This is a genomic window from Rhodoplanes azumiensis, from assembly GCF_042682915.1.
GTDB lineage: Bacteria > Pseudomonadota > Alphaproteobacteria > Rhizobiales > Xanthobacteraceae > Rhodoplanes > Rhodoplanes azumiensis.
Map to the genome: position 1 here is coordinate 168,790 of NZ_JBHUIW010000005.1, position 23,513 is coordinate 192,302.

Sequence of the window (23,513 nt, forward strand, 5' to 3'; positions counted from 1 at the left end):
GAGCGCCGAAAAACGTGGATGGCCGGGACGAGCCCGGCCATGACGCTCCTTCGACCTCGGCCCGACCTGATCAGATGCTCGGGATGAAGCCGCCGTCGACCCGGATCACCGAGCCGGTGACGTAGGAGGCGCGGGTCGAGGCGAGGAACGCCACCACGTCGCCGTACTCCTTCGGCTCGCCGTAGCGGCCGACCGGAATCGACGCGGTGCTCTCGGCCGAGACGTCCTCGACGGGGCGGTTCTCGCGCTTGGCCTTCTGCTCGTCCAGGAACCTGATGCGCGGCGTCGCGATGCGGCCCGGCAGCACGATGTTGACGGTGACGCCGTCGCGGCCGACCTCGCGGGCGAGCGTCTTCGACCAGCCGACCAGCGTGAGGCGCAGCGCGTTCGACACCGCGAGATTGGGGATCGGCGCGATCACGCCCGACGAGGTCGACGTGATGACGCGGCCGAACTTCCGGGCCCGCATCTGCGGCAGAACCCGATCGGTGAGCGCGATCACGGACAGGACCATCGACTGGAAGTGCTTCGACCACAGCGCCGGATCCTGGCCGGTCGCCGGCGTCGGGGGCGGACCACCGGTGTTGTTGACCAGCACCTCCACGGGCCCGAGTGTCGTTTCGATGGCCGATACGTGAGTCTCGATCGACGCGAGGTCGGCGAGATCCCAGGTCAGCGGCAGCGCGCTGCCGCCGGCCTGCTGGATCGCCGCCGCCGTCCGGCGCGCCGCGTCGCCGTCGATGTCGCCGACCGCGACGCGCGCGCCCTCCGCGGCGAGCGCCGTCGCGATGGCGCCGCCGAGACCGCCGCCGGCGCCGAGCACCAGGGCGGTCTTACCCGCCAGACCGAGATCCATGTCGTTCCCTTTTTTCTTGACGATGACCGGGACCGACTGCGTCTCACACCTCGTCGAGGCTGTCCACCCAGCGGAAGCCCGCCTTCAGCAACGGCTCGCGCATCTTGTACATGTCGATGCCGAGCTCGCCCGCCGCGAGCCGCTTGCGCTTCTCTTCCTCGGCGGCGACGCGCTTGGCCGCCGCGGCCGCCACCGTGTCGGCGTCGCGACGCGGCACCACCACGACGCCATCGTCGTCGGCGACGATCACGTCGCCCGGCGCGACCAGCGCCCCGGCGCAGACCACCGGCACGTTGACCGAGCCGAGCGTCGCCTTGACCGTGCCCTTCGCCGAGACGGCGCGCGACCACACCGGGAAGCTCATCTCGGTCAACGTCTTCACGTCGCGGACGCCGGCGTCGATGACGAGGCAGACGCCGCCGCGCGCCTTCAGCGAGGTGGCGAGCAGATCGCCGAACATGCCGTCGGTGTTGTCGGCCGTGACGCCGACGACCAGCACGTCGCCCTTGCGGAGCTGCTCGATGGCGACGTGGATCATCCAGTTGTCGCCCGGCTGGGCCAGCACCGTGACGGCCGAGCCGGCGACCTGGGCGCCCGGGAAGATCGGCCGCATGTAGGGCTTCATCAGGCCGAGCCGGCCCTGCGCCTCGTGGACCGTGGCGACGCCGTGCTCGGCCAGCGCCGCGATGGTCTCGGGCGACGCGCGTTCGATGTTGCGGACGCAGACTCCGGCGGTCATGCCAGCTCCTCCAGAGCCATCGGGAACAGGCGCTGATAGGCCTCGCCGTAGGTCATCGGCTTGCCGGTGTTGCGGCCGCCCTGCACGCCGCGGTTCAGCGCGACCCGCTCGTAATAGGCCCACAGATGCTTCTGCGCCGCGAGGATCTCGAAGGTCTTGCGCTTGATCTCCCACACCTCGTCGATGTTGAGGATCACCTGCGGCTTGAAGTTGCACATCTCCGGCTGATGCGGCTCGAACAGGAAGACGGGCGGCGCGCCGTAGGTGTACTCGGCGTGCGGCTTGTGGCCCATTGCCTGGGCGATGATGCGGGCCTCCTGGGCGAAGCGCGTCGCTTCCGGATGGTCGACGTTGTAGGGGTCTTCCAGCGCGTGGGTGAGCACGAAGGCCGGGTTGAGCTCGCGATAGATGTCGATCAGGCGGTCGAGATGCGCCTCGGTCAGACGCAGCGGATAGTCGCCGGCGTCGAAGAACTCGATCTCGGCGCCGAGCATCGCGGCGGCGCGCTCGGCCTCGTCCTTGCGGCCGGCCTTCACCTTTTCCATCGTCATGCCGGCCTGCTTCCAGGCGAACTGGCTCTCGCCGCGCTCGCCATAGGCGAGGCAGACGATCTTCATCCGGTAGCCCTTCTTGGCGTGCAGCGCGATGGCGCCGCCCGCCCGCCACACGAAATCGCCCGGATGGGCGGTGACGACCAGACCAGTCTTGCTCATGAGGAACCTCTTCCGAGCTTGTCCGAGCTTGAAATCCCGACAGCGTTCCGCTGCCCGCTACTCCGCCTCGTCATGCCCGGCCCCGTGCCGGGCATCCACGTCCTGCGGTCCGTTCCGCCGAAGACATGGATGGCCGTGAGGAGCCCGGCCATGACCTGATCGTTCTGTTCCGGAGCACGATGCCCCGGAAACACCGACGCGACTACTGCTTCTGGATGCCGGCCTTGTCGATGACGGCGGACCAGCGCTTGATGTCGCTCGTCAGCCGCGCCGACAGGTCGGCCGGCGTGGACGCGGAGGCGACGATGCCGAGCTCGAGGAGCTTCCTCTTCACCTCGTCCTCGACCAGCACCTCCTGGAGGCTCGCATTGAGGATGCGCACGACCTCCTCGGGCGTACCGGACTTGGCGAACAGCGCGTTCCACGAGGTGGCGTCGAAGCCCGGCACCGTCGCGGCGACCGGCGGCACGTCGGGCAGCACCGGCGACTGCTTGGCGCCCGAGGTGGCGAGCGCGACGAGGTTCTTGTCCTCGATCGAGCCCTTCAGCGAGGCGTAGGAGTCGATGACGAGCTGGGCGTCGTTGCGCAGCACCGAGACGAGCGCGTCCGGCGTGGTGCGGTAGACGACGATCTCGGTCTTGATGTCGGCCTCGCTGTTGAACAGCACGCCCGACAGGTTCTGGGTCGAGCCGGCGATCACGGTCGCGATGTTGAGCGCACCGGGCCGCTTCTTGGCGTCGGCGATCAGATCGGCGAGCTTGGTGTAGCCGGTCTGTTTGTTGGTCGCGAGGACGAAGTCGAACAGGCCGAGTGTCGAGATCGGCACGAAGCCGTTCACCGGATCGAACGGCAGCTGCTTGAACAGGCCGACCGAGACGGCGGTGCCGTTGGAGAACAGCGCCAGCGTGTAGCCGTCGGCCGCCGACGAGGCGACCCGCGTCGCGGCGAGCGAGCCGCCGGCGCCGGGGGCGTTCTCGATCACGAAGCGTCCGCCGATCTTCTCGCCGAGCCGCTCGGTGACGATGCGCACCGTGATGTCGGCGACGCCGCCGGCGCCGAACGGCACCACGACCTTGATGGGCCGGGCCGGATACTTGGCCTGCGCCCAGGCCGCGGACGAGACGACGAACGGGGTGGCCAGCGGGGCGGCGAGGCCGCCGACGAGGCCGCCGGCGGCGACGCGCAGGAGCGTGCGGCGGCTCGGTCCGCCGATCTTGTCGTTGTTCATGTCGGATCCTTTCCGTCGGAGGACGGTCAGACGGGGAAGCCGAACAGACGGGCCGGATTGTCGACCAGGAGCTTCTGCCGCACGACCGGGTCGGGAGCGTAGAGGGGGATCAGATCGACGAGATCGCCGTCGTCGGGCATCGCCGGCACGTTGGGATGCGGCCAGTCGGTGCCCCACAGCAGGCGGTCCGGATCGACCTCGATCAGGCGCTTCGCGAAGGGAACGACGTCGTGATAAGGCGCACCGGACGACGAGACTCGCTCGGCGCCTGTCAACTTGATCCAGCACTTCGGGTCGCGCTCGTAACGCGCGACCAGAGCCCGGAAGGCGGCCTGCTCGACGCCGAGCCTGGCGTCGACCACGCCGATGTGGTCGATCACGTAGGTGATCGGCAGGGTGTCGAGCACCGGGGCGAAGGTGTCGAGCTCCTTGGCCGGCAGGTAGAGATCGACGTGCCAGCCGTGCGGCGCGATGCGCTTCACCACGGTCTCGAAGGTGGCGAGATCCGGCCGGCCGCCGAGCCGGGCCAGGAACGTGAAGCGGCAGCCGACGATGCCGGCGGCGGAGAGCTTGGCGATCTCGGCGTCCGAGAAGCTGGCATCGACATTGGCGACGCCCTTGTAGCGGCCGCCGCTCGCCGCGATGGCGTCCGTCACCACCAGGTTGTCACGGCCGTGCGGCGTGGCGTTCACCAGCACGGCGCGGCCGATGCCCATGCGCTCCTGCAGCCATTGCAGCTTGGCGAGCGGCGCGTCGGGCGGCGTGTAGGGCCGGTCGGCGACGTAGGGGTATTTCGCGTCCGGGCCGAACACGTGGCAGTGCGTGTCGCAGGCGAGCGGCGGCAAGGCGAAGGCCGGCGTGTGCGGATCGGGATGGGGCGGGGGAATCGTCGGGATGGGACTCATGGCCGGCCTCTGGCGAGACTGCCGACCGGACCGGGCGGCGGGGATGCCCGGTCCGGGGCAGTGACGCGGGTGGGCCACCGATCAGGATGACGCGACCCAACCGCGGCGTGACCATGACGCCGGACGCCGGCGCAATCAAATGACATTATTGCGGGCATTGATGCATTATATTCATCGCAATGTGCGGAGAATGGTTACCGATCTATGGACGGTCTCCCACACGCCCCGGAGGCCGAGGGTCGCACAGGGAGCGTATGCAGCAAGCCCACTCTTGGGGCATTTTGCAGAATGGCTCCCGTCGTCCCCGGAGCGGCGCGTCAGCGCCGAGCCCGGGATCCATACGCCCTGTCTCTCGTGAGCCACCGACACCGGGGGGGGATGGATCCCGGGCTCGCGGATCTGCGGTCCGCGCCCCGGGATGACGAATTGTGAAAAGCCCCTCGCCTCGCGGGCAGGAGCGGAGGGTGGTCGAGCAGCCCCCGGACGGCGACCGCCCGTCACTCGCGGCTGCGCAGGGTGCGGCTGATCAGCTTCAACAAGTCCTCGGCGGCCGGCGACAGCGGCAGACCACGCTTGACCACGACGCCGAGCGAGCGCGTCACGCTCGGATTGCGCAGCGGAACCGTGGCGATGCCGGTGCGACCACTCGCCTCGACGGCGAGCCGCGGCACCACGGCGAGGCCGATCCCGGAGGCGACCAGGCTGACCGCGGTGGAGAGGTGCTGCACCTCGTAACGCCACGACAGCGTCTCGCGGCGTGGCCCCAGCGCGTCGTCGATCAGTACGCGGTTGCCGGTCTGCGGACTGACCCGCACCAGCGGCTGGCCTTCGAGATCCGCCCAGGTGATCGCCTTCTCGGCGGCGAACCGATGATCCGCCGGGCACACCAGGACGAACGGCTCCTTGAGGAGCTCGGTCACCTCGAGATCCCAGCGGTTCACCGACACGATGGTGATGCCGAACTCGGCGCGACCCGACTGGACGTGATCGGCGATCTCGCCGGCCGAGTTGTCGAACACCTGAACGTCGAGGCTCGGATACATCCTGGTGAACTCGGCGAGCACGCGCGGGATGTAGCGGATCGAGATGGTGGGCAGGCAGCCGATCGCCAGCCGCTCCTGCTGGGCGCGGCCCTGGCGGCGCAAGTCCTCGAAGGAGCGCACCGCCTCGTCGAGGATGCGGCGCGCCTTGGGCAGCAGGTCGAGGCCGGCCGGGGTGAGCGCGACGTGCCGCGTCGTGCGTACCAAGAGCTTGACGCCGAGATCGTCCTCGAGCTTTCGCATCCGATGGCTCAGCGCCGTCTGCGAGAGGTTGAGGTTGGCGGCGGCGCGATGGAAGCTGCCGCGCTCGGCGATGCTGAGAAAGGCTTCGAGCCCCAGGAAATCGATACGCACGGCGAGTCCTCGACCACGGACCCGGCATCTTACCGGGAGAGCCCAACCCCCGATACGGTCTCGCCGGAACCAATCCATGCGTGTGGTTCAAAGCAGAGGCGCCCGAGGCGCGTTTCGCTAGAATTGTCACGATTCCGGCGACCGGCCCTCGACCAAACCGGCGAAAACGCCGCACCCTGCGGGCCTTTCTTACCCGGCCCGTGAGACTCGTCCGTGCATGCTGATCCGACCGGTCGAGCACGAGGATCAGTGTCGTGAGCCGCGCAATCGTGATGCCGCTGCGGAATCCGGAGGATCCCGGATTCAGCTACTCGGTGAGCCGCGCCGGGTCGGCGGCGCAGCCGACCATGATGATCGCCGCCTGGGACGGCGAGACCGGCACCCTGATCGGACGCTGCGAGATCGCCGCCACCGGCCCGTCGCCGGTCGTGACGCCGGGCGACCTGCTCGCTCGTTTCGGTGGGCGCTACCGCCTCGCCGCCGTGCGGGTCGACGTCGCGACCGAGCGCCTCGCGACCGTCACGCGACGCATCGCCCGCGCCTGCGCGCGCCGCCGCGAAGCCGGCCGCCGCTGGCGCCGCAGCGGCCCCGAATGATCCGGCTCACGCCTCCTGCGACGCGACCGCGACGCCGTGCTTGCGCAGCTTGCGCCGGCGGTGCCGCATCAGGCGACGCCGCGCCTGGAGGCGAAGTCCACGGCCGCGCGCGCCCTCGCTGCCGAGCAGGCGCTGCACCGTGACGAACAGCACCGGCACCATGATCAGAGCCAGCACCACGACGGCGATCATGCCGCCGAGCACGCCGGTGCCGAGCGCCTGCTGGCTCTTGGCGCTGGCGCCCGAGGCGATCACCATCGGGGCGACGCCGGAGGCGAAGGCGAAGCCGGTCATCAGGATCGGCCGGAAGCGCAGCCGTGCGGCCTCGACGGTCGCCTGCACCAGCGGCATGCCGGCGAGGTTGAGGTCACGGGCGAAGCCGATGATCAGGATCGCGTCCTTGGCCGCGAGACCGATGATGGTGATCAGCCCGATGGTGAAGTAGACGTCGTTCGGCAGGCCGCGCAGCGTCACGGCCGCGACGGCGCCGAGAATGCCGAGCGGCACCACCAGCAGCACCGCGATCGGCACGGTCCAGCTCTCGTAGAAGGCGGCCAGCACCAGGAACACGACGAGGGCCGAGAGCGCCAGCAGCAGCGGCGCCTGCGAGCCGGCCGCCTTCTCCTGCAGCGACTGGCCCGTCCACTCGAAGCCGAAGCCGCGCGGCAACGTCGCCGCGATGCGCTCCATCTCGGCGATGGCGTCACCCGACGTGAAGCCCGGCCGCGCCGCGCCGCTGATGCGCACCGACGGATAGTAGTTGAAGCCGACCACCTGGCTCGGTCCGACCGACCATTTCACCGTCGCGAAGGACGAGAACGGCACCAGCGTGCCCTTGGCGTTGCGCACGTTGAAGCCGAGGATGTCGTCGGCCTGCATGCGGGCGCGATCGTCGGCCTGCACGATGACGCGCTGCATGCGGCCGCGGTTGGGAAAGTCGTTGATGTAGGCGGAGCCGAGATTGGTCGAGATGGTCGCGTTGATCTCCTGGAAGGCGACGCCGAGCGCGGCCGCCTTCTCGCGGTCGATGATCAGCTCGACCTGCGGGGCGGGCGGCAGGCCTTCGACGAAGACGTCCTGCAGCACCGGGCTCTTTCGCGCGGCGTCGAGGAGCTGGTCCTTCGCCTTCATCAGCTCGGCATAGCCCTTCTGGCCGCGGTCCTGCAGGCGGAACGAGAAGCCCGCGGAGTTGCCGAGATTGTCGATCGGTGGCGGCTCGAGCGCCGAGATGCGGGCGTCCTTCAGGCCGGCGAGGCTCTTGTTGACGTCGGCGACGATGGCCGCGGCCGAGTCGTTCGGGCCGCGCTTCGACCAGTTCTCCAGCGTCACGAAGGCCTGCGCCGTGTTGGCGCCCTGGCCGAGGAACGAGAAGCCGGTGAGGAACGTGACGCCGTCGACGCCCTTGCGGTTCATCAGGAACGTCTCGACCTCCTGGACCACCGCCAGCGTGCGGTTGAACGAGGCATCGGGCGGCGTCTGCACGTCGACCGTGATGAAGCCCTGGTCGTCGATCGGAAGGAAGCCGGCCGGCAGGCGCGCGAACATCCAGCCCATCGCCGCGACGATGACGGCGAACACGACCAGCATCCGGCCGGCGCGCCGCAGCGACCAGCCGACGAAGCGGCCGTAGCGATCCTTGACGCGGTCGAGCCCACGGTTGAAGGCGCCGAACACGCCGCGTCCGGGGCCGTGATGCGTCACCGGCTTCAACAGCGTCGCGCACAAAGCGGGCGTCAGCGACAGGGCCATCAGCGCCGAGAAGCCGATCGCCGCCACCATGGTGACGGAGAACTGGCGATAGACGATGCCGACCGAGCCGGGAAAGAACGCCATCGGCACGAACACGGCCATCAGCACCAGCGTGATGCCGACGATGGCGCCCGAGATCTGGCTCATCGCCTTGCGGGTCGCCTCGCGCGGTCCGAGATGCTCCTCGGTCATGATGCGCTCGACGTTCTCGACGACGACGATGGCGTCGTCGACCAGGATGCCGATCGCCAGCACCATGGCGAACAGGGTCAGCATGTTGATCGAGAAGCCGCCGAGCAGCAGCACGGCGCAGGTGCCGAGCAGCGCCACCGGCACCACGAGCGTCGGGATGACGGTGTAGCGGATGTTCTGCAGGAACAGGAACATCACGAGGAACACCAGGATCACGGCCTCGCCCAGCGTCATCAGCACCTTGGTGATCGACGCCTGCACGACCGGCGTGATGTCGTAGGGGATCTCGTACTTGATGGTCTGCGGGAAGTAGGTCGACAGCTCCGCCATCTTGGCGTGCACGGCGCGCGCGGTGGCCAGCGCGTTGCCGGTCGGCGCCAGCAGCACCGAGAGGCCGGCGACCGGCTTGCCGTCCTGCCGCGTGGTGAACTGATAGGCCATGCCGCCCACCTCGATGCGGGCGACGTCGCGCAGCCGCACCGTCGAGCCGTCGGCATTGGCGCGCAGCACGATCGACCCGAACTCGTCCGGCGAGGCGAGCTGGCCCTTGACCAGCACCATGGCCGAGACCGGGTGGCCGGGCCGGCTCGGCTCGGCGCCGATGCTGCCGGAGGCGACCTGGGCGTTCTGCGCCTCGATCGCCTTGGTCACGTCGTCGGCGGTGAGGTCGTAGCCGACGAGGCGGGCCGGATCGAGCCAGACGCGCAGCGACCGTTCGGTCGAGAACAGAGTCGCCCGGCCGACGCCGGGGATGCGCCGGATCTCGCCCAGCACGTTGCGGATCATGAAGTCGCCGAGGCCGATCTCGTCGAGGCTGCCGTCGGTCGAGGACAGCGTGATGATCTGCAGCACCGCGCTGGAGGCCTCCTCGATCAGGATGCCCTGCTGGATGACGGCGCGCGGCAGGCGCGCCTCGACCCGCTTGATGCGGTTCTGCACCTCGACCGAGGCCATGCTCGGGTCGGTGCCGGGGACGAAGTTGGCGATGATCTCGACCTGGCCGAGCGAGTCGGAGGTCGATTCGAAGTTGAGGATGCCGCTCGCGCCGTTGAGCTCCTCCTCGATCAGCCGGGTGACGCTGTTGTACAGGTTCTCGGGCGAGGCGCCCGGATAGCTGGTCGAGATCGAGATCGAGGGCGGCGCGATGATCGGATATTGCGCGATCGGCAGGAACGGCAGCGCCAAGAGCCCGAACAGGCCGACGAACAGCGCCACCACGACCGCGAAGATCGGCCGATCGATGAAGAAGGACGGCATCCGGCTCGCTCCGCCGTCAGCGCAACGCGCCGGTGGCGTCCGCTTCGACCCGGCCCTCGAGCGCTTCCGCCGCGGCGCGGCGCTGGTGGCCGGGCCGGTACGGCACCGGCTCGACGACGTCGCCGGGCACGAACTTCTGGAAGCCCTCGACGATCACGCGGTCGCCCGGCTGGGCACCGTCGAGCAGCAGCCACTGATCGTCCACCACACGGCCGAGCCGCACGGGCTTGGGATGCGCGCGGTTGTCGTCGCGCACCAGGAACAGGCGGCTTTCGCCGGTGTCGTCGCGCTGCACGGCCTGCTGCGGCACGGCGAGCGAGTCGCCGTCGATGCCCTGCTCGATCTGCACCCGCACATACATGCCGGGCAGGAGCTCGCCGTTCGGGTTGGGGAACTCGCCGCGCAGCGTCACCTGCCCGGTCGAGGGATCGACGCTGGCGTCGGAGAACAGAAGCTTGCCGGCGTGCGGATAGAGCGTGCCGTCGGCGCGCACCAACCGCACCTTGGCGGTGTCGGGCGCGACCTGCTCCAGCGCCCCGGACTCGAAGTCGCGACGGAGCTGCTGCAGCTCCTCCACCGACTGGGTGAAGTCGGCATAGACGCGGTCGAGCTGCTGGACCGTGGCGAGATGGGTCGCCTCGCCCTGCCCGACCAGCGCGCCCTCGGTGACGAGAGCGCGGCCGACGCGGCCGTCGATCGGCGAGCGGATGCTGGCATAACCGAGATTGAGCTCGGCGCGGGCGACCTCGGCCTTCTTGGCGGCGACGTCGGCCTGCGCCTGGCGGAAGGTCGCCACCGCGGTCTCGTGCTGGACCTGCGAGGCGGCGCGGCCGAGGAGCAGCTCCTCGATGCGCTTGGCCTGCTTCTCGGACTGCTCGAGCACGGCCTCGGCCTTGGCGAGCGCCGCCCGGGCGGCGTCGAGCTCGACCTCGTAGGGCTGCGAGTCGAGCCGATACAGCACGTCGCCCGCCTTCACGTCGGCGCCCTGCCGAAACGGCCGCTCGACCACGATGCCGGACACGCGGGCCCGCACCTCGGCGATGCGCACCGGCGCGATGCGGCCCGGCAGCTCGCGGACATAGGGTCGCGGCGCCGGCTGCAGCGTCACCACCGACACCTTGGGAGGCGCCGCGCCGGCCTTCGTCTGGGCGACTTCGGTCTGCGCCTCGGTGCAGGCCGCCAGCCCGAGGCCCGCCAGCAGCACCAGAGCAGTCCCGGTCCGGCGGTTCAGGACATCGAGAACCGTCATGTCGTCACCTCCAAAGTCCACCACGTCGTCCAAGCGTCACGTCGTCCAAGCGTCATGTCGATCAAGCGTCACGTCGATATCGTCGCGGCGGCCCGAACACGGCTCCGCCGCCGAACGGCCGGGGGCCGTCCGCTCGCCTCACGCCGATTTCGCGGCCCGAACGGACACCGTCCGCGATCGCGCCGTGCACTCCGGCAACCTTGGAACTCCCCGCCCGGCAGGCTTCGACCGACGGTCCGCCCGCTCGTTGTGCTGCCCGATGTCCCCTGGAGTGTTCCTTGGGCAGCGTTACGGCTTTCTTAACAGCCGTTCAGCTTTCGACCGAGCCCGATGAATACGGCAGATTTTTGCCTCTATTGCAGCGCAGTACATAAGACATTTTCAGATTTAACATTTTACCACCACGTATTCCGTATCGATTGAAGACGACAATACGAGACGCCATTAATCTCTATTTCGACCGTTCTGCTGTTTTATGGACCGGAACCGAATCCGCACTTCTCAGAGCTACAGATCGACAATGCATCGGACAACCTGGCAGGGGGCGCCGCAATGTCGCAGCATGGCGCGGGCGCCCCGCCTCGCCCTGCCGCATCCGTAGAAACACGTTTCCGGGGAGAGAGTTGCGAGCGATCGGGCGGGGCGGCCGGAGCGACCCGTGCGGCGTTCGGCCGCGCGGCCGGCGGGGGGCGGGCGGCAAGGGCTTACCCCCGCGACGCCTGGACGATCGCGGTCGAAGTCGAGCGACCCGCCCTGCCGGGATCAGCCCCGCCCGCCTGCGGCCGCGCCTCGCAGGCGGCCGCGCCTCGCAGGCGGGCGGGCCGATCAGGATCGAGCGGTCGATTCGCCAGCGCGCACCGGTCCGAGGCCCCGGGGCACCGACGGGCGCCGCGGGAACGGCCGGCGACGAAGGCGGGCGCGAGCGCCCGGTCAGCGCGCCGCGACGCTGCCGCCGGACGGCGCCGCCGCGGCCGGCGCGCCCTTGGCGGCGGAACCGTTGGACAGCTCGCGCCACAGCTTGTCGGCGGCCTCCTGGGCACCGGGCGGCAGCCGGTGCGCGATGCCGCGATGGCAGTCGATGCAGGTGGCGGCGTTCTTCACCGCCTGCTGATGGTTCTCGGCCGAACGCTTCTCCTGCACGGACCAGTCCATGTGGATGAAGTCGTGACAGTTGCGGCACTCGCGGCTGTCCGTCGTCTTCATGGCGCGCCACACATTGGTGGCGAGGTGGAGACGCCGCGCGTTGAACTTCTCGGGCGTGTCGATGGTGCCGAGGATGTGCTGAAGGAGGTCGTTGGAGGCCTGGACCTTGCGGATCATCTTGTGGGTCCAGTCCTTCGGCACGTGGCAGTCGGTGCACACGGCGCGCACGCCGGTGCGGTTGGTGTAGTGCACGGTCTGGCGATACTCGCGGAAGACGTTCGCCTCCATCTCGTGACAGGAGATGCAGAACGCCTCGGTGTTGGTCGCCTCGATCGCGGTGTGGAAGGCGCCCCAGAAGACGATGCCGCCGAGGAAGCCGACGATCAGCAGGGCACCGAGCGAGAGCGTGCCGGACGGACTCCAGAACCAGCGCCACAGGCGGCGCAGGCGGCCCGGGGCTTTCGCGGGCGTTCCGGAGGCGGCATCGGGCGCCGCGGAAGCCGGTTGCGCGGGGTTGTCGGTCATCGGTTCTGTCCTCGTCCTGCCGCGCGACGGGCGCGCGTCGGCGCGCGCCGGCGATCGCGCGACGTCACTTCACTTCGGTGGCGTTCTGGAAGGTGCTGGAGACGAGCGGCTTGGCGTCGAGCTGCGGCACGTGGCACTGCGTGCAGAAGAACCGCGTGCCCGCGATCTTGTCGAGGCGGTTGCCCTCGCGGTCGTTGTAGTGCGTCTCGGAGACCTTCGGGGCGCCCGCCTTGATGTTGGCCGGCCAGTCGTGACAGGTCATGCACTGGTTGAAGTCCTTGCTGACCTGATAGGTCTCGATTCGGTGCGGGATCAGCGGCGGCTGCTGGCGATAGGCGCGGCCGAACATGCCGTCGGAGGGCGTGTCCTGCTTGACCACCGGCGGCACCGTGCCGAGCTCGTCGAGCCCGACGTCGCCGCGCAGGCTCTTGAGCGAGGTGCGCTCCTGCGCGAGCCCCATCCCCCCGGTCGCGGCGAGAAGGGCGACGAGCGTCGCGACACGTGTCGCCACCAGGGCGATGCGCCCGGCTCCGGTTCGCGGTTCGGCCATGGTTGCCCTCCATCGATGTGCCATCGGATCAGACCTTCTCCAGCGCGGCCGGCGCGGGTTCGTCGGGGACGGGCGGTGACGGCGGCAGGGCCGCATCCACGCGCCGATCGAAGCGGTGGGTGAACGTGAAGACGCGCTCCGGGCAGACGTCGACGCAGCGCCCGCACGCCGTGCAGTCGCCCGAGAGGATCACCGGGGTCGCGTCGTCGCGGCCGCGCAGCGCCGGCGCGATCACCTGATTCTCGGGACAGACGGCGAAGCAGTCGAGGCAGTCGTCGCAGCGCGCCCGGCCGCGCGCCGAGACGCGCAGCAGCGTCGCCTTGCCGATCAGCCCATAGGCGGTGCCGACCGGGCAGACATGGCCGCACCAGCCGTCGCGCGCGACGACGAGATCGAACACGAAGATCGCGACGACGATCAGGAGGCCCGCCAGCGTGCCGAACAGGACGGCGCGGTAGATCAGCGTCACCGGATTGATCAGCTCGAACGCGACCGTACTCGTGGCGGCAGAGGCGGCGAGGACGGCGAGGGCGACCAGCCAGCGCGTCTCGCGCCGCATCGCCCAGCCTTTCTCGATGCCGAGCCGGCGGCGCAGCCACGCGGCGAGGTCCGTGACCGGGTTCACCGGGCAGACGAAGGAGCAGAAGGTGCGGCCGCCGAAGATCAGATAGAAGCCGATCACGATCGCGACGCCGGTGAGCGCCGTCGTCTCCGGCCAGTGGCGAGCGACCAGCGACTGCGCGACGACGAAGGGATCGGTGAGCGGCAGCACGTCGAGCGTGAGGCTCGCCGCGAGCGTGCCCTTGGCGATCCATAGGCCGGCGAGCGGGCCTGAGAGGAACAGCGCCAGCACGCCGAGCTGGATCAGCCGGCGCAGGACGAGATATCGGTTCGCCGTCCAGGCACCGTGAAGCCGGCGCGCCTCGCGGCCGGGAACGCGCGCCGCGGCGCGGGCCGCGCCGGGCGACGAGGGGCGTGACGGAGCGCCGGCCGGAGTGTTGGCACTCATGGCTTCGGCTCCGGCAGGCGGTCCGGCAGGTCGATGAGGCCGGGCACCAGCTCGCGGCCGGCCTTCTTCTTCTCCTCCCAGCCGCGACGGTAGTGCTCGTCCTGGCGGCCCACCGCGAGCGTCACGGGCAGCACCTTGATGGCCGCCTCGGTGAGCACGCAGGACTTCTCGCACTTGCCGCAGCCCGTGCAGGCGTCGGCGTGGACGACCGGCTCGAACACGGCGTGCTTGCCGGTGCGCCGGTTGTGGGTCTGTTCCAGCGTGATCGCCTTGTCGATGACGGGGCAGACGCGGTAGCAGACGTCGCAGCGCAGCCCCTGCAGATTGAGGCAGGTGTCGCGCGACACGATCACGGCGACGCCCATGCGGGCCGCCGTGATGTCGACCAGGCTCTTGTCGAGCGCGCCGGTCGGGCACGCCTTCACGCACGGAATGTCCTCGCACATCTCGCACGGAATGCCTCGCGCCTTGAAGAACGGCGTTCCGCCGGCCGGACCGGCCGCGAGATCGGCGAGCTTCAGCGTGTCGTAGGGGCAGGCGCGCACGCACAGGCCGCAACGCACGCAGGCGGACAGGAACTTCGCCTCGGGCAAGGCGCCGGGCGGCCGCAGCGCGTCGGCCGGCAGCGAGCGCGACTGGCCGGAGAGAACCGCGAGGCCGAGCCCGCACGCGCCCGCCCCGACCGCCGTGCGCAGCGTGGCCTGCACGAAGCGGCGGCGGGTCGGCGTCTTGCGGTCGGGCTCGGTCGGCATGACGAGGCTCGGACGTTCAGGAACGACGGTGCGGGCGGCCGATCAGATCGGCACCACCTTGCAGGCCGCCTTCTTGAAATCGGTCTCCTTGGAGATCGGGCAGGTGGCGTCCAGCGTGAGCTTGTTGACCAGCTGGCCCTCGTCGAAGAACGGGATGAACACGAGCCCCGGCGGCATCTTGTTGCGGCCACGGGTCTCCACCCGCGTGATCACCTCGCCGCGGCGCGTGATCACCTTGACGGACTGGCCGCGCCGCAGCCCGCGGCTCTGCGCATCGTCCGGATGCATGAACAACTGGGCGGTCGGGTAGGAGCGGTGCAGCTCGGGCACGCGGCGCGTCATCGAGCCGGAGTGCCAGTGCTCCAGCACGCGGCCGGTGCACAGCCACATGTCGAACTCCTTGTCCGGGCTCTCGGCGGCCGGCTCGTAGGGGCAGAATATGACGCGCGCCCGCCCGTCCGGCTTGCCGTAGAACGTCACGCCCTCGCCGGCCTTGACGTAGGGGTCGTAGCCCTCGCGGAAGCGCCACAGCGTCTCCTTGCCGTCGACCACGGGCCAACGCAGGCCGCGCGCCTTGTGATAGATGTCGAACGGCGCGAGGTCGTGCGCCTTGCCGCGGCCGAAGGCGGCGTATTCCTCGAACAGCCCCTTCTGGACGTAGAAGCCGAACGCCCGGGACTCGTCGTTGTCGAAGCCCTGCTGCGTCTCGGCGAGCGGGAACTTGTTCACGGCGCCGTTGGCGAAGAGCACGTCGAACAGCGTCTTGCCGCGCAGCTCCGGCTTCTTGGCGATCAGCTCCTCGGGCCACACCTCCTCGACCTTGAAGTATTTCGAGAACTCGATGGTCTGCCAGAGGTCGGAGCGCGCCTCGCCCGGCGCCTTCACCTGCTGGCGCCAGAACTGGCCGCGCCGCTCGGCATTGCCGTAGGCCCCCTCCTTCTCCATCCACATCGCGGTCGGGAGAATGAGATCGGCGGCGAGCGCCGTCACGGTCGGGTACGGATCGGAGACGACGACGAAGTTGTCCGGGTTGCGGTAGCCCGGCAGGCCCTCGCCGTTCATGTTCGGCGCGGTCTGCATGTTGTTGGTGCACTGGACCCAGTAGGCGTTGAGCTTGCCGTCCTTGAGCATCCGGTGCTGCACGACGGCGTGATAGCCGACCGTGCCCGGGATTGTGCCTTCGGGGAGCTGCCAGATCGTCTCGGCGACGGCGCGGTGCGCCGGGCTCGTCACCACCATGTCGGCAGGCAGGCGATGCGCGAAGGTGCCGACCTCGCGCGCCGTGCCGCAGGCGGAGGGCTGACCGGTGAGCGAGAACGGGCCGTTGCCGGGCTCCGAGATCTTCCCCGTGAGCAGATGGATGTTGTAGACGAGATTGTTCACCCAGGTGCCGCGGGCGTGCTGGTTGAAGCCCATGGTCCAGTAGGAGACGACCTTCTTCTTCGGGTCGGCATAGAGCCTGGCGAGCTTGACCAGCTTGTCGGGCTCGACGCCGGAGAGCTTGGCCGTATAGTCGAGCGTGTATTTCGCCACCTGCTCCTTGTACTGATCGAACGTGATCTCGCGCATGCCGGCCGGGTCGATGGCGCCGCCTTGGCCCGCCTTGTGCGAGGCGTTCTTGGCCGCCACCTCGCGCGGATCGGTCGGCCGCAGCCCGTAGCCGATGTCCTCCACGGTGTGGGCGAAGGCGACGTGCTTGCCGACGAAGTCCTGGTTCACGGCACCGTTCTGGATGATCCAGTTGGCGACGAAGTTGAGGATCGCGAGATCGGTCTGCGGCACGAAAATCATGCCGTTGTCGGCGAGCTCGAAGCTGCGGTGCTCGAAGGTGGAGAGGACGTGCACCTCGCAGCCGTCGTGGGTGAGGCGCCGGTCGGTGAGGCGCGACCACAGGATCGGGTGCATCTCGGCCATGTTGGCGCCCCACAACACGAAGCCGTCGGCGTGCTCGAGGTCGTCGTAGCAGCCCATCGGCTCGTCGATGCCGAAGGTCCGCATGAAGCCAGCGACCGCCGAGGCCATGCAGTGGCGCGCGTTGGGATCGAGATTGTTGGAGCGGAAGCCCGCCTTGTAGAGCTTGGCCGCCGCGTAGCCCTCCCAGATGGTCCACTGGCCGGAGCCGAACATGCCGACCGCGGAGGGGCCGCTCTTCTTCAGCGCCGCCTTCCACTTCTCGGCCATGATCGAGAAGGCCTGGTCCCACGTCACCGGCGTGAAATCGCCGGTCTTGTCGTACTTGCCGTTCTTCATGCGCAGCAGCGGCCGGGTGAGGCGGTCTTCGCCGTACATGATCTTGGAGAGGAAGTAGCCCTTGATGCAGTTGAGGCCGCGATTGACCGGCGCGTCCGGATCGCCCTGCGTCGCCACCACCTTGCCGCCCTTGACGCCGACCAGCACGCCGCAGCCGGTGCCGCAGAAGCGGCACACGCCCTTGTCCCAGCGGATGCCGTCGCCGCGGGCGACCTGCGCGTCCGCCGTCCCGGGGAGCGTCACGCCGGCGGCGGCCGCGGCGGCCGCCACGGCGGCCAGCTTCATCGTGTCGCGTCGCGTCTGCTCGGACATGTTCAAGCCTCCATGACGGGCGGATCCGCAGGGCTGCGGTCCGGATCGAATCCGTGAAAGACGAGCGCCGCGGCGACGACGCCCGGCGTGCGATGGATGGTCTCGAGCCCGGACAGCGCGGTCGCCCGGTCCGTGTCCTCGAGCGTGACGATGAGGCGGCCGCCGGCGAGCACGGCGTGCAGCTCGCTGCCGGGAATCGCCCGGAGGGCTTGCGCGACATCGTCGGCGCGCGACGGAACCGCGTGGACCAGGACACCGCAGACATTCGTGCCGCGGTCGGTCATGGGTGCACCTCGGGTTCGGCGGCGACGACACTCACCGTCAGCACGCCGGGCACGGCGGCGAGCGCCGCCATGGCCGCAGCGACCGTGTCGGGCGCGATCGCGACGGTCAGCCGGCCGAGCGGCCGGACGTCGACGAGACGGACGCCGTCGATCGCCGCCACGGTGGCCGCGACGGCATCGAGGCGGGCGGGCGCGGCCTGCACCAGCACCCGGGCGGGGGAATGCTCCGTGGGACAGAACGGCGGCGGCTCGGCCGGTCCGGCCCGCCAGGCACCGCCGAGGAAACGGCGGCGATCGAGCGCAGCGGCGGCGGCTGACGGAACGTCGGGCATGCGGTGCGGTCTCGACCGGGCGGAGGGCTGGGCGGGACACACGCGGGGGACGTGAGCGGGTCATTGATTAGGCAGATTCCAAGGAACGATCCTTGCTCCCGGACAATCAACTCGCCGAAAGACCGTCCCTCCCCACCTTTCGTGCGTTCGAGCGCGCACCCTTCAGGCAGATCAGGCAGAGAGATCAGCGGATCCCTCCTGTGGGCGCCGGTCGCGGCCGGGGCCGGGCGCCGGCCGCGGCTCGCCCCGGGAACGCCCGTCGGACCGCTGCGCGGCCGCGACCGGCGCCGCCCGGGGGCCGCGGCCTTTTCGCAGGCCGGACCGAGTCAGATGCGCTCCAGCACCAGGACCGCGTTGGCAGCGAGCGATACCGTGAGGGCGCCGTGCGCGCTCGTCAGCGGCTCGGCGTCGACGAGACCGCCGCCGCCGAACACCGCGGCGTCGCTGTTCAGCGCCTCGCGCCACGTTCCGTCGGCGAGCAGCGGATGCTGGACACGATAGCCCTCCGCGAAGGCGTGGTTGTTCAGGCTCGCGACGACGACGAGCTCCTGCCCGGCGTCGGCGCGGCGGAAGGCGAGCACCCGGTTGGCGTCGTGGACGTGGAGAATGTCGAGCGCGTGCGACCGCAACGCGGCGGAGCGCCGGCGCAGCGCGATGACGGCCTGATAAAACCGGAACAGCCGCGCCCCCTCGGCCTGCGCCAGCGCCTCGAAGTCCTCGCGGTGGGCGATGAAGTCGTCATAACGATACGGCTCGCGGGCGCCGACCTCCTCGCCCATGAAGAACATCGGCGTGGCCGGGCCGAGCAGGCCGAGCGCCGCGATCACGCGGGTGCGCGCCTCGGCGAAGTCCCGGGTCGCCCCGATCAGCGGCGCGCCGTCGACCGCCGTGACGATGGTCCGAGCCGAATAGACCTTGCGGCCGTTCTCCTCGTAGCTCGAGTTTCCGGCCTCGTCGTGCGACTCGTGATAGACGACATGGCCGTGGGCGCTCGCCGCCATCGTGCCGGCGAACCAGGTCATGTTCAGCGGCCGGTCGTCGCCGTAGCCGGCGAATTTCAGCAGCCGGGCGCGGGCCGTGTCGTTGGTCGCGTCGCCGACGAGCTGATGATAGAACTCGGCATACCAGGCGGCGTCGAAGCCGAGCCCGCCGGCCGCCGTCGGCTGGGTCACGGCCGGCCAGCCCGAATGATCCTCGGCGATCAGGATCACGTCCGGCCTCACCAGCCGCAGCGTGCGGGTCCATTCCCGCAGGAACTTCTGGCCGAAGATCCGGGCGTGGTCCGCGGGGCGCCCGTCGGAATGGATCACCGCATAGGCGTGCAGCGAGGTCGTCTGATCGACCCGGAAGCCGTCGACGTGGAATTCGTCGACCAGCATGGCGGCCGACGAGATGAACAGCTTCCGGACGTTCTCCTCCCAGAAGCGTGGTGCCCAGCCGGTCGACATGTTGTCGATATAGCCGCCGTCGGACCGCGCGTAGTCCGAGGTTCGCCCCTCGTACCAGTACCAGATGTTGCGCTCGGGCGCGGTCGAATCGTAGGCCCATTCGGCCCGCTCGGCGTCCGCGATGTAGTGGTTGTAGACCACGTCCATGATCACGGCGATGCCGTGGCGGTGGCATTCGCGCACGAACCACTTGAACTGATCACGTCCGCCGCCCGCGTATTCGATGGCGAGGTAGTGAGAGGAGCCGTAGCCCCAGCTCGCCCAGCCCTCGTATTCGGCCAGCGGCATCAGCTCGACCGCGTTGACGCCGAGCCGGCGCAGGTACGGCAGGAACGCCATCGCGTCCTTCAGGGTTCCGCGCGGGCCGCGACCGGCGGCGAGCCCGTCGACATGCAGCTCGTAGATGATCAGATCGTCGAGCCGGCGCGGCACCGGGTTGTCCGGATCGAACTCGTCGCGCCAGAACTCCTCCTCGGGCGTCCATTCGGTCTCCGGGAACACGCGGGACTCGAACGCCTTGGTGACGTTGCCCGGATCGACGACGACCGAGCAGCTCTTGGTGCCGTCGAGGCTCCTGCGGCAGCCGCACCAGGTCGGGCCGCGAGCCGGATCGACGTTGCCGCTGCCGATCTGGCAGCGCGAGAACAGGTCGGTGCGATAGGCGATCGAGCCGTCGTCGCGGGTGATGCGATACATGTAGAGCGTGTGGTCGTAGGCCTTGTAGTCGCCGCCGTGCGGCAGCTCCGCCGCGACCGTCGTCCAGATGCCGTCGTCGTCGCGACGCATGGCCGTCGCCGAGTCGACACCGCGCCCGTCGTCGAAGATGTAGCCGCCCTTCTCGTTGTCGGGGCCGGACAGCGTCGCGCGCACCAGCTCGACATTGCGGGCGTTCGGCGCCCAGACGGCGAAGCGCACCCGCGTGCCGTCGGCGCCGAGCACCGGATTGGCGCCGAGCCGCCGGCAATGGGTGAGATGGTAGCGTTCGACCTGATCGGCCCCGCGGAGCACGAATTCGCGATGCTGATCGGAGGACGATGCGACGCCGATCTCGGTGGGCATCGCCGAGACGGTCCCGGCCTCCGTCACGGTCGTGACGCTCCAGCGCAGCGTCAGGCCGGCGGCCGCGTCGTCGAGCCGAACGGTGGCGCGAAACGCCGGGCAGCCGTCGTCGGCGACGAACGGCTCCATCGGAACGCTCGTCCATTGCGCCGCCGGCCGGCCCGCGCCGTCCCAGCTTCCCGCCAGCCTGACGTCGCGAAGCACGATGTGGCGCAGCCCGGTGCGATACTCGAAATGGACGGGGATCGGCATCGTGGTCTCCAGTGACATGGCGCCCTTCTTCCCTCTCCCCGCCGCGCGGGGAGAAGGTGGCTCGGACCGAAGGTCCGAGTCGGGTGAGGGAGCGCTTCCGTAAGGCAGAGACTCGCGGCGACGCCCCCCTCACCCGACGTCCGCGCTGAACGCGCGAACGTCGACCTCTCCCCGCAAGCGGGGAGAGGTTAAGACCGTGCCGTCAGCTCCGCGGCTCGGGCCCGATGATCCAGTGCTCTCGCACCAGCATGCGATGGAGGAAGCGCGGCTCGGCACAGCGGCGCCAGTCGGCGGCCAACATCGCACCCTCGATCGCGCCTTCGGCCGTCGTCACCGCATCGGGATCGTCGAACCAGAACTGCTCGACGCAATCGAGCGGAGCCTCGCCGACCGCGTAGGCGCCATCGCGCACATGGCCCTGCTGATAACGTCGCACGCCCGGCAGCGCCGTCGCCAGCGCCGCATGTGTCCCGAGCATGTGGCGGCGGAATTCGCCGAGCGGCAGGCCCTCGCGCCGCTTTGTCAGCACCAACAGCAGCACGAGCGATGCGTCGCGCGCCTCCGGCGGCCCGGGCAGCAGGAGATGCGCCGTGGTGTCGAGCCCGAGCGTGCGCCAGAACGCCGCCCAGCGCGGCTCGTCGGCGCGCGCACCGTCGATGAACTCCGGCGACTGCAACGAGGCGAGCTGTTCGGTCTCGTTCGCCAGCCAGATTTCAGCCACGCCGCTCCACAGGGGCTCGGCCGTGTCGCCAGGACGCGCGAGGCGGGTATCGACCTTGTATTTCCGGATCTGCGGGATGCGGCTCGCATAGCGCACCGCGTGCTCCTCGACCCAATAGCGCTGGAAGTCCGCCTCGCTCAGGCCGGGCTTGGGACTCGCGAAGATGAACTGGTGGATCATGGGATGACCTCGCCTTAGACCCTCTCCCTGAGGGTCGCGCGTTTGCGCGACAAGAGGGTCTGGCGCGAGCGAAGCTCGCGAACGGGGTGAGGGCTTACGGCGCCTGTTCGCTGGCCTCGGCACCCCCTCACCCGACGCGCTCCGCGCGTCGACCTCTCCCCGCTGGGGAGAGGTGACGGAGCGCACGTTACGCACGGGCGACGTGACCGCGCGGGCATCTCCTCCTCACCACCCCCAGCGCCGCAACGGCGGGTCGCCGTCCAGAACCTCGATCAGCTTGCGGCCGGTGAGCGCGCTGTCCGGCGTCGAGCGGCCGGTGACGAAGGGCCAATCGACCAGCACGCTGGTCGGATGACCGAAATTGCCGTGGAAGCCGCCGTCCGGGCCGGTCGCGTCGCGCAGGATGAACTCCAGCGGATAGGGCGGCGGCCCCATGTTGAAGTCGAGGAAAGTGTTTCGCGCCTTCACGAAGGCGGTGCCGTCCTTGTAGTCGTATTCGAGGCAGTGCCCGGTGACGTGCTTGCCCCAGATGATGCTCTTGCGGATGTTCATGTCGCGCGCGAAGGCGAGGCAGGCGACGCCGTAGCACTCCGCCGCGATCGGCTTGCCGGCGGCGAGGAACGCCAGGATCACGTCGTGGACGCGCTGGTTGTTGACCATGTCGACCACCGGTCCGGAGCCGCCGACCAGCAGCACCGCGTCGTAGCGCGCGATGCTCGCCCGCGCCGCCTCCAGGGAACGGTTGTAGGCTTCGAGCAGCCGCACGAAGGCGGGCGCCGAATAGTAGGGCCGCTCGGGGAACCAGGCGGCGAGCGAGATCGGGTGTTGCAGGCGGGCGCCCTCGGGCGTCGACGGATCGTCGTAGCGCCGCACCTTGGCGGCCATCTCGGCCGACGTCACCGGGCGCTGCAACGGCGGATCGAAGAAGTCCGGATCCATGCTGACGGGAATCGCGTTCGGCCGCTTGCCGGTCGGCGTGCAGAAATCGACCGTGTACCCTTCGCGATCGAACTCCTCGAGCGGTCCGATCAGTTCCTCGCCCCAATAGCCCCACTCCGAGAGCATCACCAGCACATGCCGCTTTCCGCGCGGCTCCGGCAGCGCCGGCAGCGGCGCGGCCACGGCCGGCGGCGGGCCGGCCAGGATCGCGTCCTTGATCGCGTCGACGAAGGCCTCGGTCGCGTGCCACGACGCGTTGGTGACGAGGTCGCCGTCGACCACCACTTGATCCTTCTCCGGCGTGCCGGGCACGCAGGGCGTGTAGAGGGCACCGGCGTTGATCACGTCGGCGAGCACCACCTTGTTGCAGATCACCTTGCGGCCGGCGAGCAGGTCGGGCGCCGGCGTGAGCAACCACAGGCCGTGGCACGCGGCGCCCTTGACGATGGCCTTGTTCTGCATGGCACGGCGGAAGAAGCGCGCCGCCGGAACGCTGCGTGCCACCTCGGCCGCATTGGCGCCCGTCACGTCGTCGCGCTCGCTCCAGCGCAGCCGCACGCTGGCGTAGTTGGCCGAGACGATCACGGCGGCGTAGTCCTCGGGCGCCACCTGATCGACGTCCTTGTCGACGTCCAGCCATTCCAGGTGATCGATCACGCCCGGCTCGGTGGTCGAGTAGAAGCGTGCGGTCGGCTGGCCCCACAGCCGGGACACCAGCTCGACGGTCGCGCCGTAGGACGCGAAGCGTTCGCGATAGAGGCGAATCTCGCCGGGGATGTACTGCGACTCGACCAGGACAGCGATCTTCTTCCCGGCGAGCGGAGCGTTCGACATGACGGTCTCCTGTTCGGCGTGCGTGACGACGTTCGGAACGACGTG

At 69.6% G+C, this 23,513-nt stretch carries 19 protein-coding genes; 1 reads left to right on the top strand and 18 read right to left on the bottom strand.

Features of this window, described 5'->3' with window-relative positions; genetic code table 11:
• Positions 1-70: 70 nt before the first annotated feature.
• The 6 genes from ACFSOX_RS07165 to ACFSOX_RS07190 form a co-directional block, all read right to left on the bottom strand.
• On the bottom strand, positions 71-856 hold the full coding sequence (locus ACFSOX_RS07165; RefSeq protein WP_378477110.1) for an SDR family oxidoreductase: 786 nt from the start codon (positions 854-856) through the stop codon (positions 71-73).
• A 43-nt stretch (positions 857-899) separates the two neighbouring features.
• Positions 900-1,595 carry a 4-carboxy-4-hydroxy-2-oxoadipate aldolase/oxaloacetate decarboxylase gene (locus ACFSOX_RS07170; protein ID WP_378477111.1) on the bottom strand — a complete coding sequence of 232 codons (696 nt, stop codon included), beginning with the start codon at positions 1,593-1,595 and terminating at the stop codon, positions 900-902.
• Complete coding sequence (locus ACFSOX_RS07175; RefSeq protein WP_378477112.1) at positions 1,592-2,308, bottom strand: PIG-L deacetylase family protein; 717 nt, start codon at positions 2,306-2,308, stop codon at positions 1,592-1,594. The genes ACFSOX_RS07170 and ACFSOX_RS07175 overlap by 4 nt, the downstream gene beginning before the upstream one ends.
• A gap of 202 nt (positions 2,309-2,510) precedes the next feature.
• Entirely contained in the window at positions 2,511-3,536 is a 1,026-nt protein-coding gene (locus tag ACFSOX_RS07180; RefSeq protein ID WP_378477113.1) for a Bug family tripartite tricarboxylate transporter substrate binding protein, read from the bottom strand.
• 26 nt (positions 3,537-3,562) lie between these two features.
• Positions 3,563-4,441: an amidohydrolase family protein gene (locus ACFSOX_RS07185; protein WP_378477114.1), complete on the bottom strand. Its 879-nt coding sequence runs from the start codon at positions 4,439-4,441 to the stop codon at positions 3,563-3,565.
• A 497-nt stretch (positions 4,442-4,938) separates the two neighbouring features.
• Positions 4,939-5,835, bottom strand: a complete 897-nt coding sequence (locus ACFSOX_RS07190; protein WP_378477115.1) for a LysR family transcriptional regulator — start codon at positions 5,833-5,835, stop codon at positions 4,939-4,941.
• A gap of 254 nt (positions 5,836-6,089) precedes the next feature.
• On the opposite strand from ACFSOX_RS07190, the gene ACFSOX_RS07195 reads away from it, so the two are divergent.
• On the top strand, positions 6,090-6,431 hold the full coding sequence (locus tag ACFSOX_RS07195; protein WP_378477116.1) for a hypothetical protein: 342 nt from the start codon (positions 6,090-6,092) through the stop codon (positions 6,429-6,431).
• A gap of 6 nt (positions 6,432-6,437) precedes the next feature.
• Here ACFSOX_RS07195 and ACFSOX_RS07200 read toward each other — a convergent pair whose 3' ends face one another.
• The 12 genes from ACFSOX_RS07200 to ACFSOX_RS07255 all read right to left on the bottom strand — a co-directional run bounded on the left by ACFSOX_RS07200 (position 6,438) and on the right by ACFSOX_RS07255 (position 23,468).
• The gene (locus tag ACFSOX_RS07200) at positions 6,438-9,629 is read right to left on the bottom strand and encodes a multidrug efflux RND transporter permease subunit (RefSeq protein WP_378477117.1); all 3,192 of its coding nucleotides are present in this window, start codon (positions 9,627-9,629) and stop codon (positions 6,438-6,440) included.
• A 16-nt stretch (positions 9,630-9,645) separates the two neighbouring features.
• Positions 9,646-10,878 (bottom strand): efflux RND transporter periplasmic adaptor subunit, encoded by a 1,233-nt coding sequence (locus ACFSOX_RS07205; protein ID WP_378477118.1) that lies wholly within the window; start codon positions 10,876-10,878, stop codon positions 9,646-9,648.
• A 930-nt stretch (positions 10,879-11,808) separates the two neighbouring features.
• Complete coding sequence (locus ACFSOX_RS07210; RefSeq protein WP_378477119.1) at positions 11,809-12,546, bottom strand: NapC/NirT family cytochrome c; 738 nt, start codon at positions 12,544-12,546, stop codon at positions 11,809-11,811.
• 64 nt (positions 12,547-12,610) lie between these two features.
• Complete coding sequence (locus tag ACFSOX_RS07215) at positions 12,611-13,096, bottom strand: nitrate reductase cytochrome c-type subunit (RefSeq protein WP_378477120.1); 486 nt, start codon at positions 13,094-13,096, stop codon at positions 12,611-12,613.
• Positions 13,097-13,124: 28 nt separating this feature from the next.
• Entirely contained in the window at positions 13,125-14,105 is a 981-nt protein-coding gene (gene napH, locus ACFSOX_RS07220) for a quinol dehydrogenase ferredoxin subunit NapH (protein ID WP_378477121.1), read from the bottom strand.
• Positions 14,102-14,857 carry a ferredoxin-type protein NapG gene (napG, locus tag ACFSOX_RS07225; RefSeq protein WP_378477122.1) on the bottom strand — a complete coding sequence of 252 codons (756 nt, stop codon included), beginning with the start codon at positions 14,855-14,857 and terminating at the stop codon, positions 14,102-14,104. The genes napH and napG overlap by 4 nt, the downstream gene beginning before the upstream one ends.
• Before the next feature lie 42 nt (positions 14,858-14,899).
• On the bottom strand, positions 14,900-17,419 hold the full coding sequence (napA, locus tag ACFSOX_RS07230) for a nitrate reductase catalytic subunit NapA (RefSeq protein ID WP_378477123.1): 2,520 nt from the start codon (positions 17,417-17,419) through the stop codon (positions 14,900-14,902).
• 2 nt (positions 17,420-17,421) lie between these two features.
• Positions 17,422-17,703 (bottom strand): chaperone NapD, encoded by a 282-nt coding sequence (locus tag ACFSOX_RS07235; RefSeq protein WP_378477124.1) that lies wholly within the window; start codon positions 17,701-17,703, stop codon positions 17,422-17,424.
• A complete protein-coding gene (locus tag ACFSOX_RS07240; protein ID WP_378477125.1) occupies positions 17,700-18,035 on the bottom strand; it encodes a chaperone NapD in 336 nt (111 codons plus the stop codon). Before ACFSOX_RS07240 ends, ACFSOX_RS07235 begins: the two co-directional genes overlap by 4 nt.
• A 326-nt stretch (positions 18,036-18,361) precedes the next feature.
• The gene (locus ACFSOX_RS07245) at positions 18,362-20,794 is read right to left on the bottom strand and encodes an alpha-amylase family glycosyl hydrolase (protein WP_378477126.1); all 2,433 of its coding nucleotides are present in this window, start codon (positions 20,792-20,794) and stop codon (positions 18,362-18,364) included.
• Positions 20,795-20,996: 202 nt separating this feature from the next.
• The gene (locus ACFSOX_RS07250) at positions 20,997-21,695 is read right to left on the bottom strand and encodes an EthD domain-containing protein (protein ID WP_378477127.1); all 699 of its coding nucleotides are present in this window, start codon (positions 21,693-21,695) and stop codon (positions 20,997-20,999) included.
• Between the two features lie 225 nt (positions 21,696-21,920).
• Positions 21,921-23,468, bottom strand: a complete 1,548-nt coding sequence (locus ACFSOX_RS07255) for a type 1 glutamine amidotransferase domain-containing protein (protein WP_378477128.1) — start codon at positions 23,466-23,468, stop codon at positions 21,921-21,923.
• Positions 23,469-23,513 lie beyond the last annotated feature (45 nt).

Excerpts from the sequence above, each read along its gene's own strand:
- ACFSOX_RS07165 (WP_378477110.1), bottom strand. The coding sequence starts at position 856 with ATGGATCTCGGTCTGGCGGGTAAGACCGCCCTGGTGCTCGGCGCCGGC.
- ACFSOX_RS07215 (WP_378477120.1), bottom strand. The coding sequence starts at position 13,096 with ATGGCCGAACCGCGAACCGGAGCCGGGCGCATCGCCCTGGTGGCGACA.
- ACFSOX_RS07235 (WP_378477124.1), bottom strand. The coding sequence starts at position 17,703 with ATGACCGACCGCGGCACGAATGTCTGCGGTGTCCTGGTCCACGCGGTT.
- ACFSOX_RS07170 (WP_378477111.1), bottom strand. The coding sequence starts at position 1,595 with ATGACCGCCGGAGTCTGCGTCCGCAACATCGAACGCGCGTCGCCCGAG.
- ACFSOX_RS07175 (WP_378477112.1), bottom strand. The coding sequence starts at position 2,308 with ATGAGCAAGACTGGTCTGGTCGTCACCGCCCATCCGGGCGATTTCGTG.
- ACFSOX_RS07205 (WP_378477118.1), bottom strand. The coding sequence starts at position 10,878 with ATGACGGTTCTCGATGTCCTGAACCGCCGGACCGGGACTGCTCTGGTG.
- napA (WP_378477123.1), bottom strand. The coding sequence starts at position 17,419 with ATGTCCGAGCAGACGCGACGCGACACGATGAAGCTGGCCGCCGTGGCG.
- ACFSOX_RS07255 (WP_378477128.1), bottom strand. The coding sequence starts at position 23,468 with ATGTCGAACGCTCCGCTCGCCGGGAAGAAGATCGCTGTCCTGGTCGAG.
- ACFSOX_RS07185 (WP_378477114.1), bottom strand. The coding sequence starts at position 4,441 with ATGAGTCCCATCCCGACGATTCCCCCGCCCCATCCCGATCCGCACACG.
- napG (WP_378477122.1), bottom strand. The coding sequence starts at position 14,857 with ATGCCGACCGAGCCCGACCGCAAGACGCCGACCCGCCGCCGCTTCGTG.
- ACFSOX_RS07180 (WP_378477113.1), bottom strand. The coding sequence starts at position 3,536 with ATGAACAACGACAAGATCGGCGGACCGAGCCGCCGCACGCTCCTGCGC.
- ACFSOX_RS07210 (WP_378477119.1), bottom strand. The coding sequence starts at position 12,546 with ATGACCGACAACCCCGCGCAACCGGCTTCCGCGGCGCCCGATGCCGCC.
- ACFSOX_RS07240 (WP_378477125.1), bottom strand. The coding sequence starts at position 18,035 with ATGCCCGACGTTCCGTCAGCCGCCGCCGCTGCGCTCGATCGCCGCCGT.
- ACFSOX_RS07200 (WP_378477117.1), bottom strand. The coding sequence starts at position 9,629 with ATGCCGTCCTTCTTCATCGATCGGCCGATCTTCGCGGTCGTGGTGGCG.
- ACFSOX_RS07245 (WP_378477126.1), bottom strand. The coding sequence starts at position 20,794 with ATGCCGATCCCCGTCCATTTCGAGTATCGCACCGGGCTGCGCCACATC.
- napH (WP_378477121.1), bottom strand. The coding sequence starts at position 14,105 with ATGAGTGCCAACACTCCGGCCGGCGCTCCGTCACGCCCCTCGTCGCCC.
- ACFSOX_RS07250 (WP_378477127.1), bottom strand. The coding sequence starts at position 21,695 with ATGATCCACCAGTTCATCTTCGCGAGTCCCAAGCCCGGCCTGAGCGAG.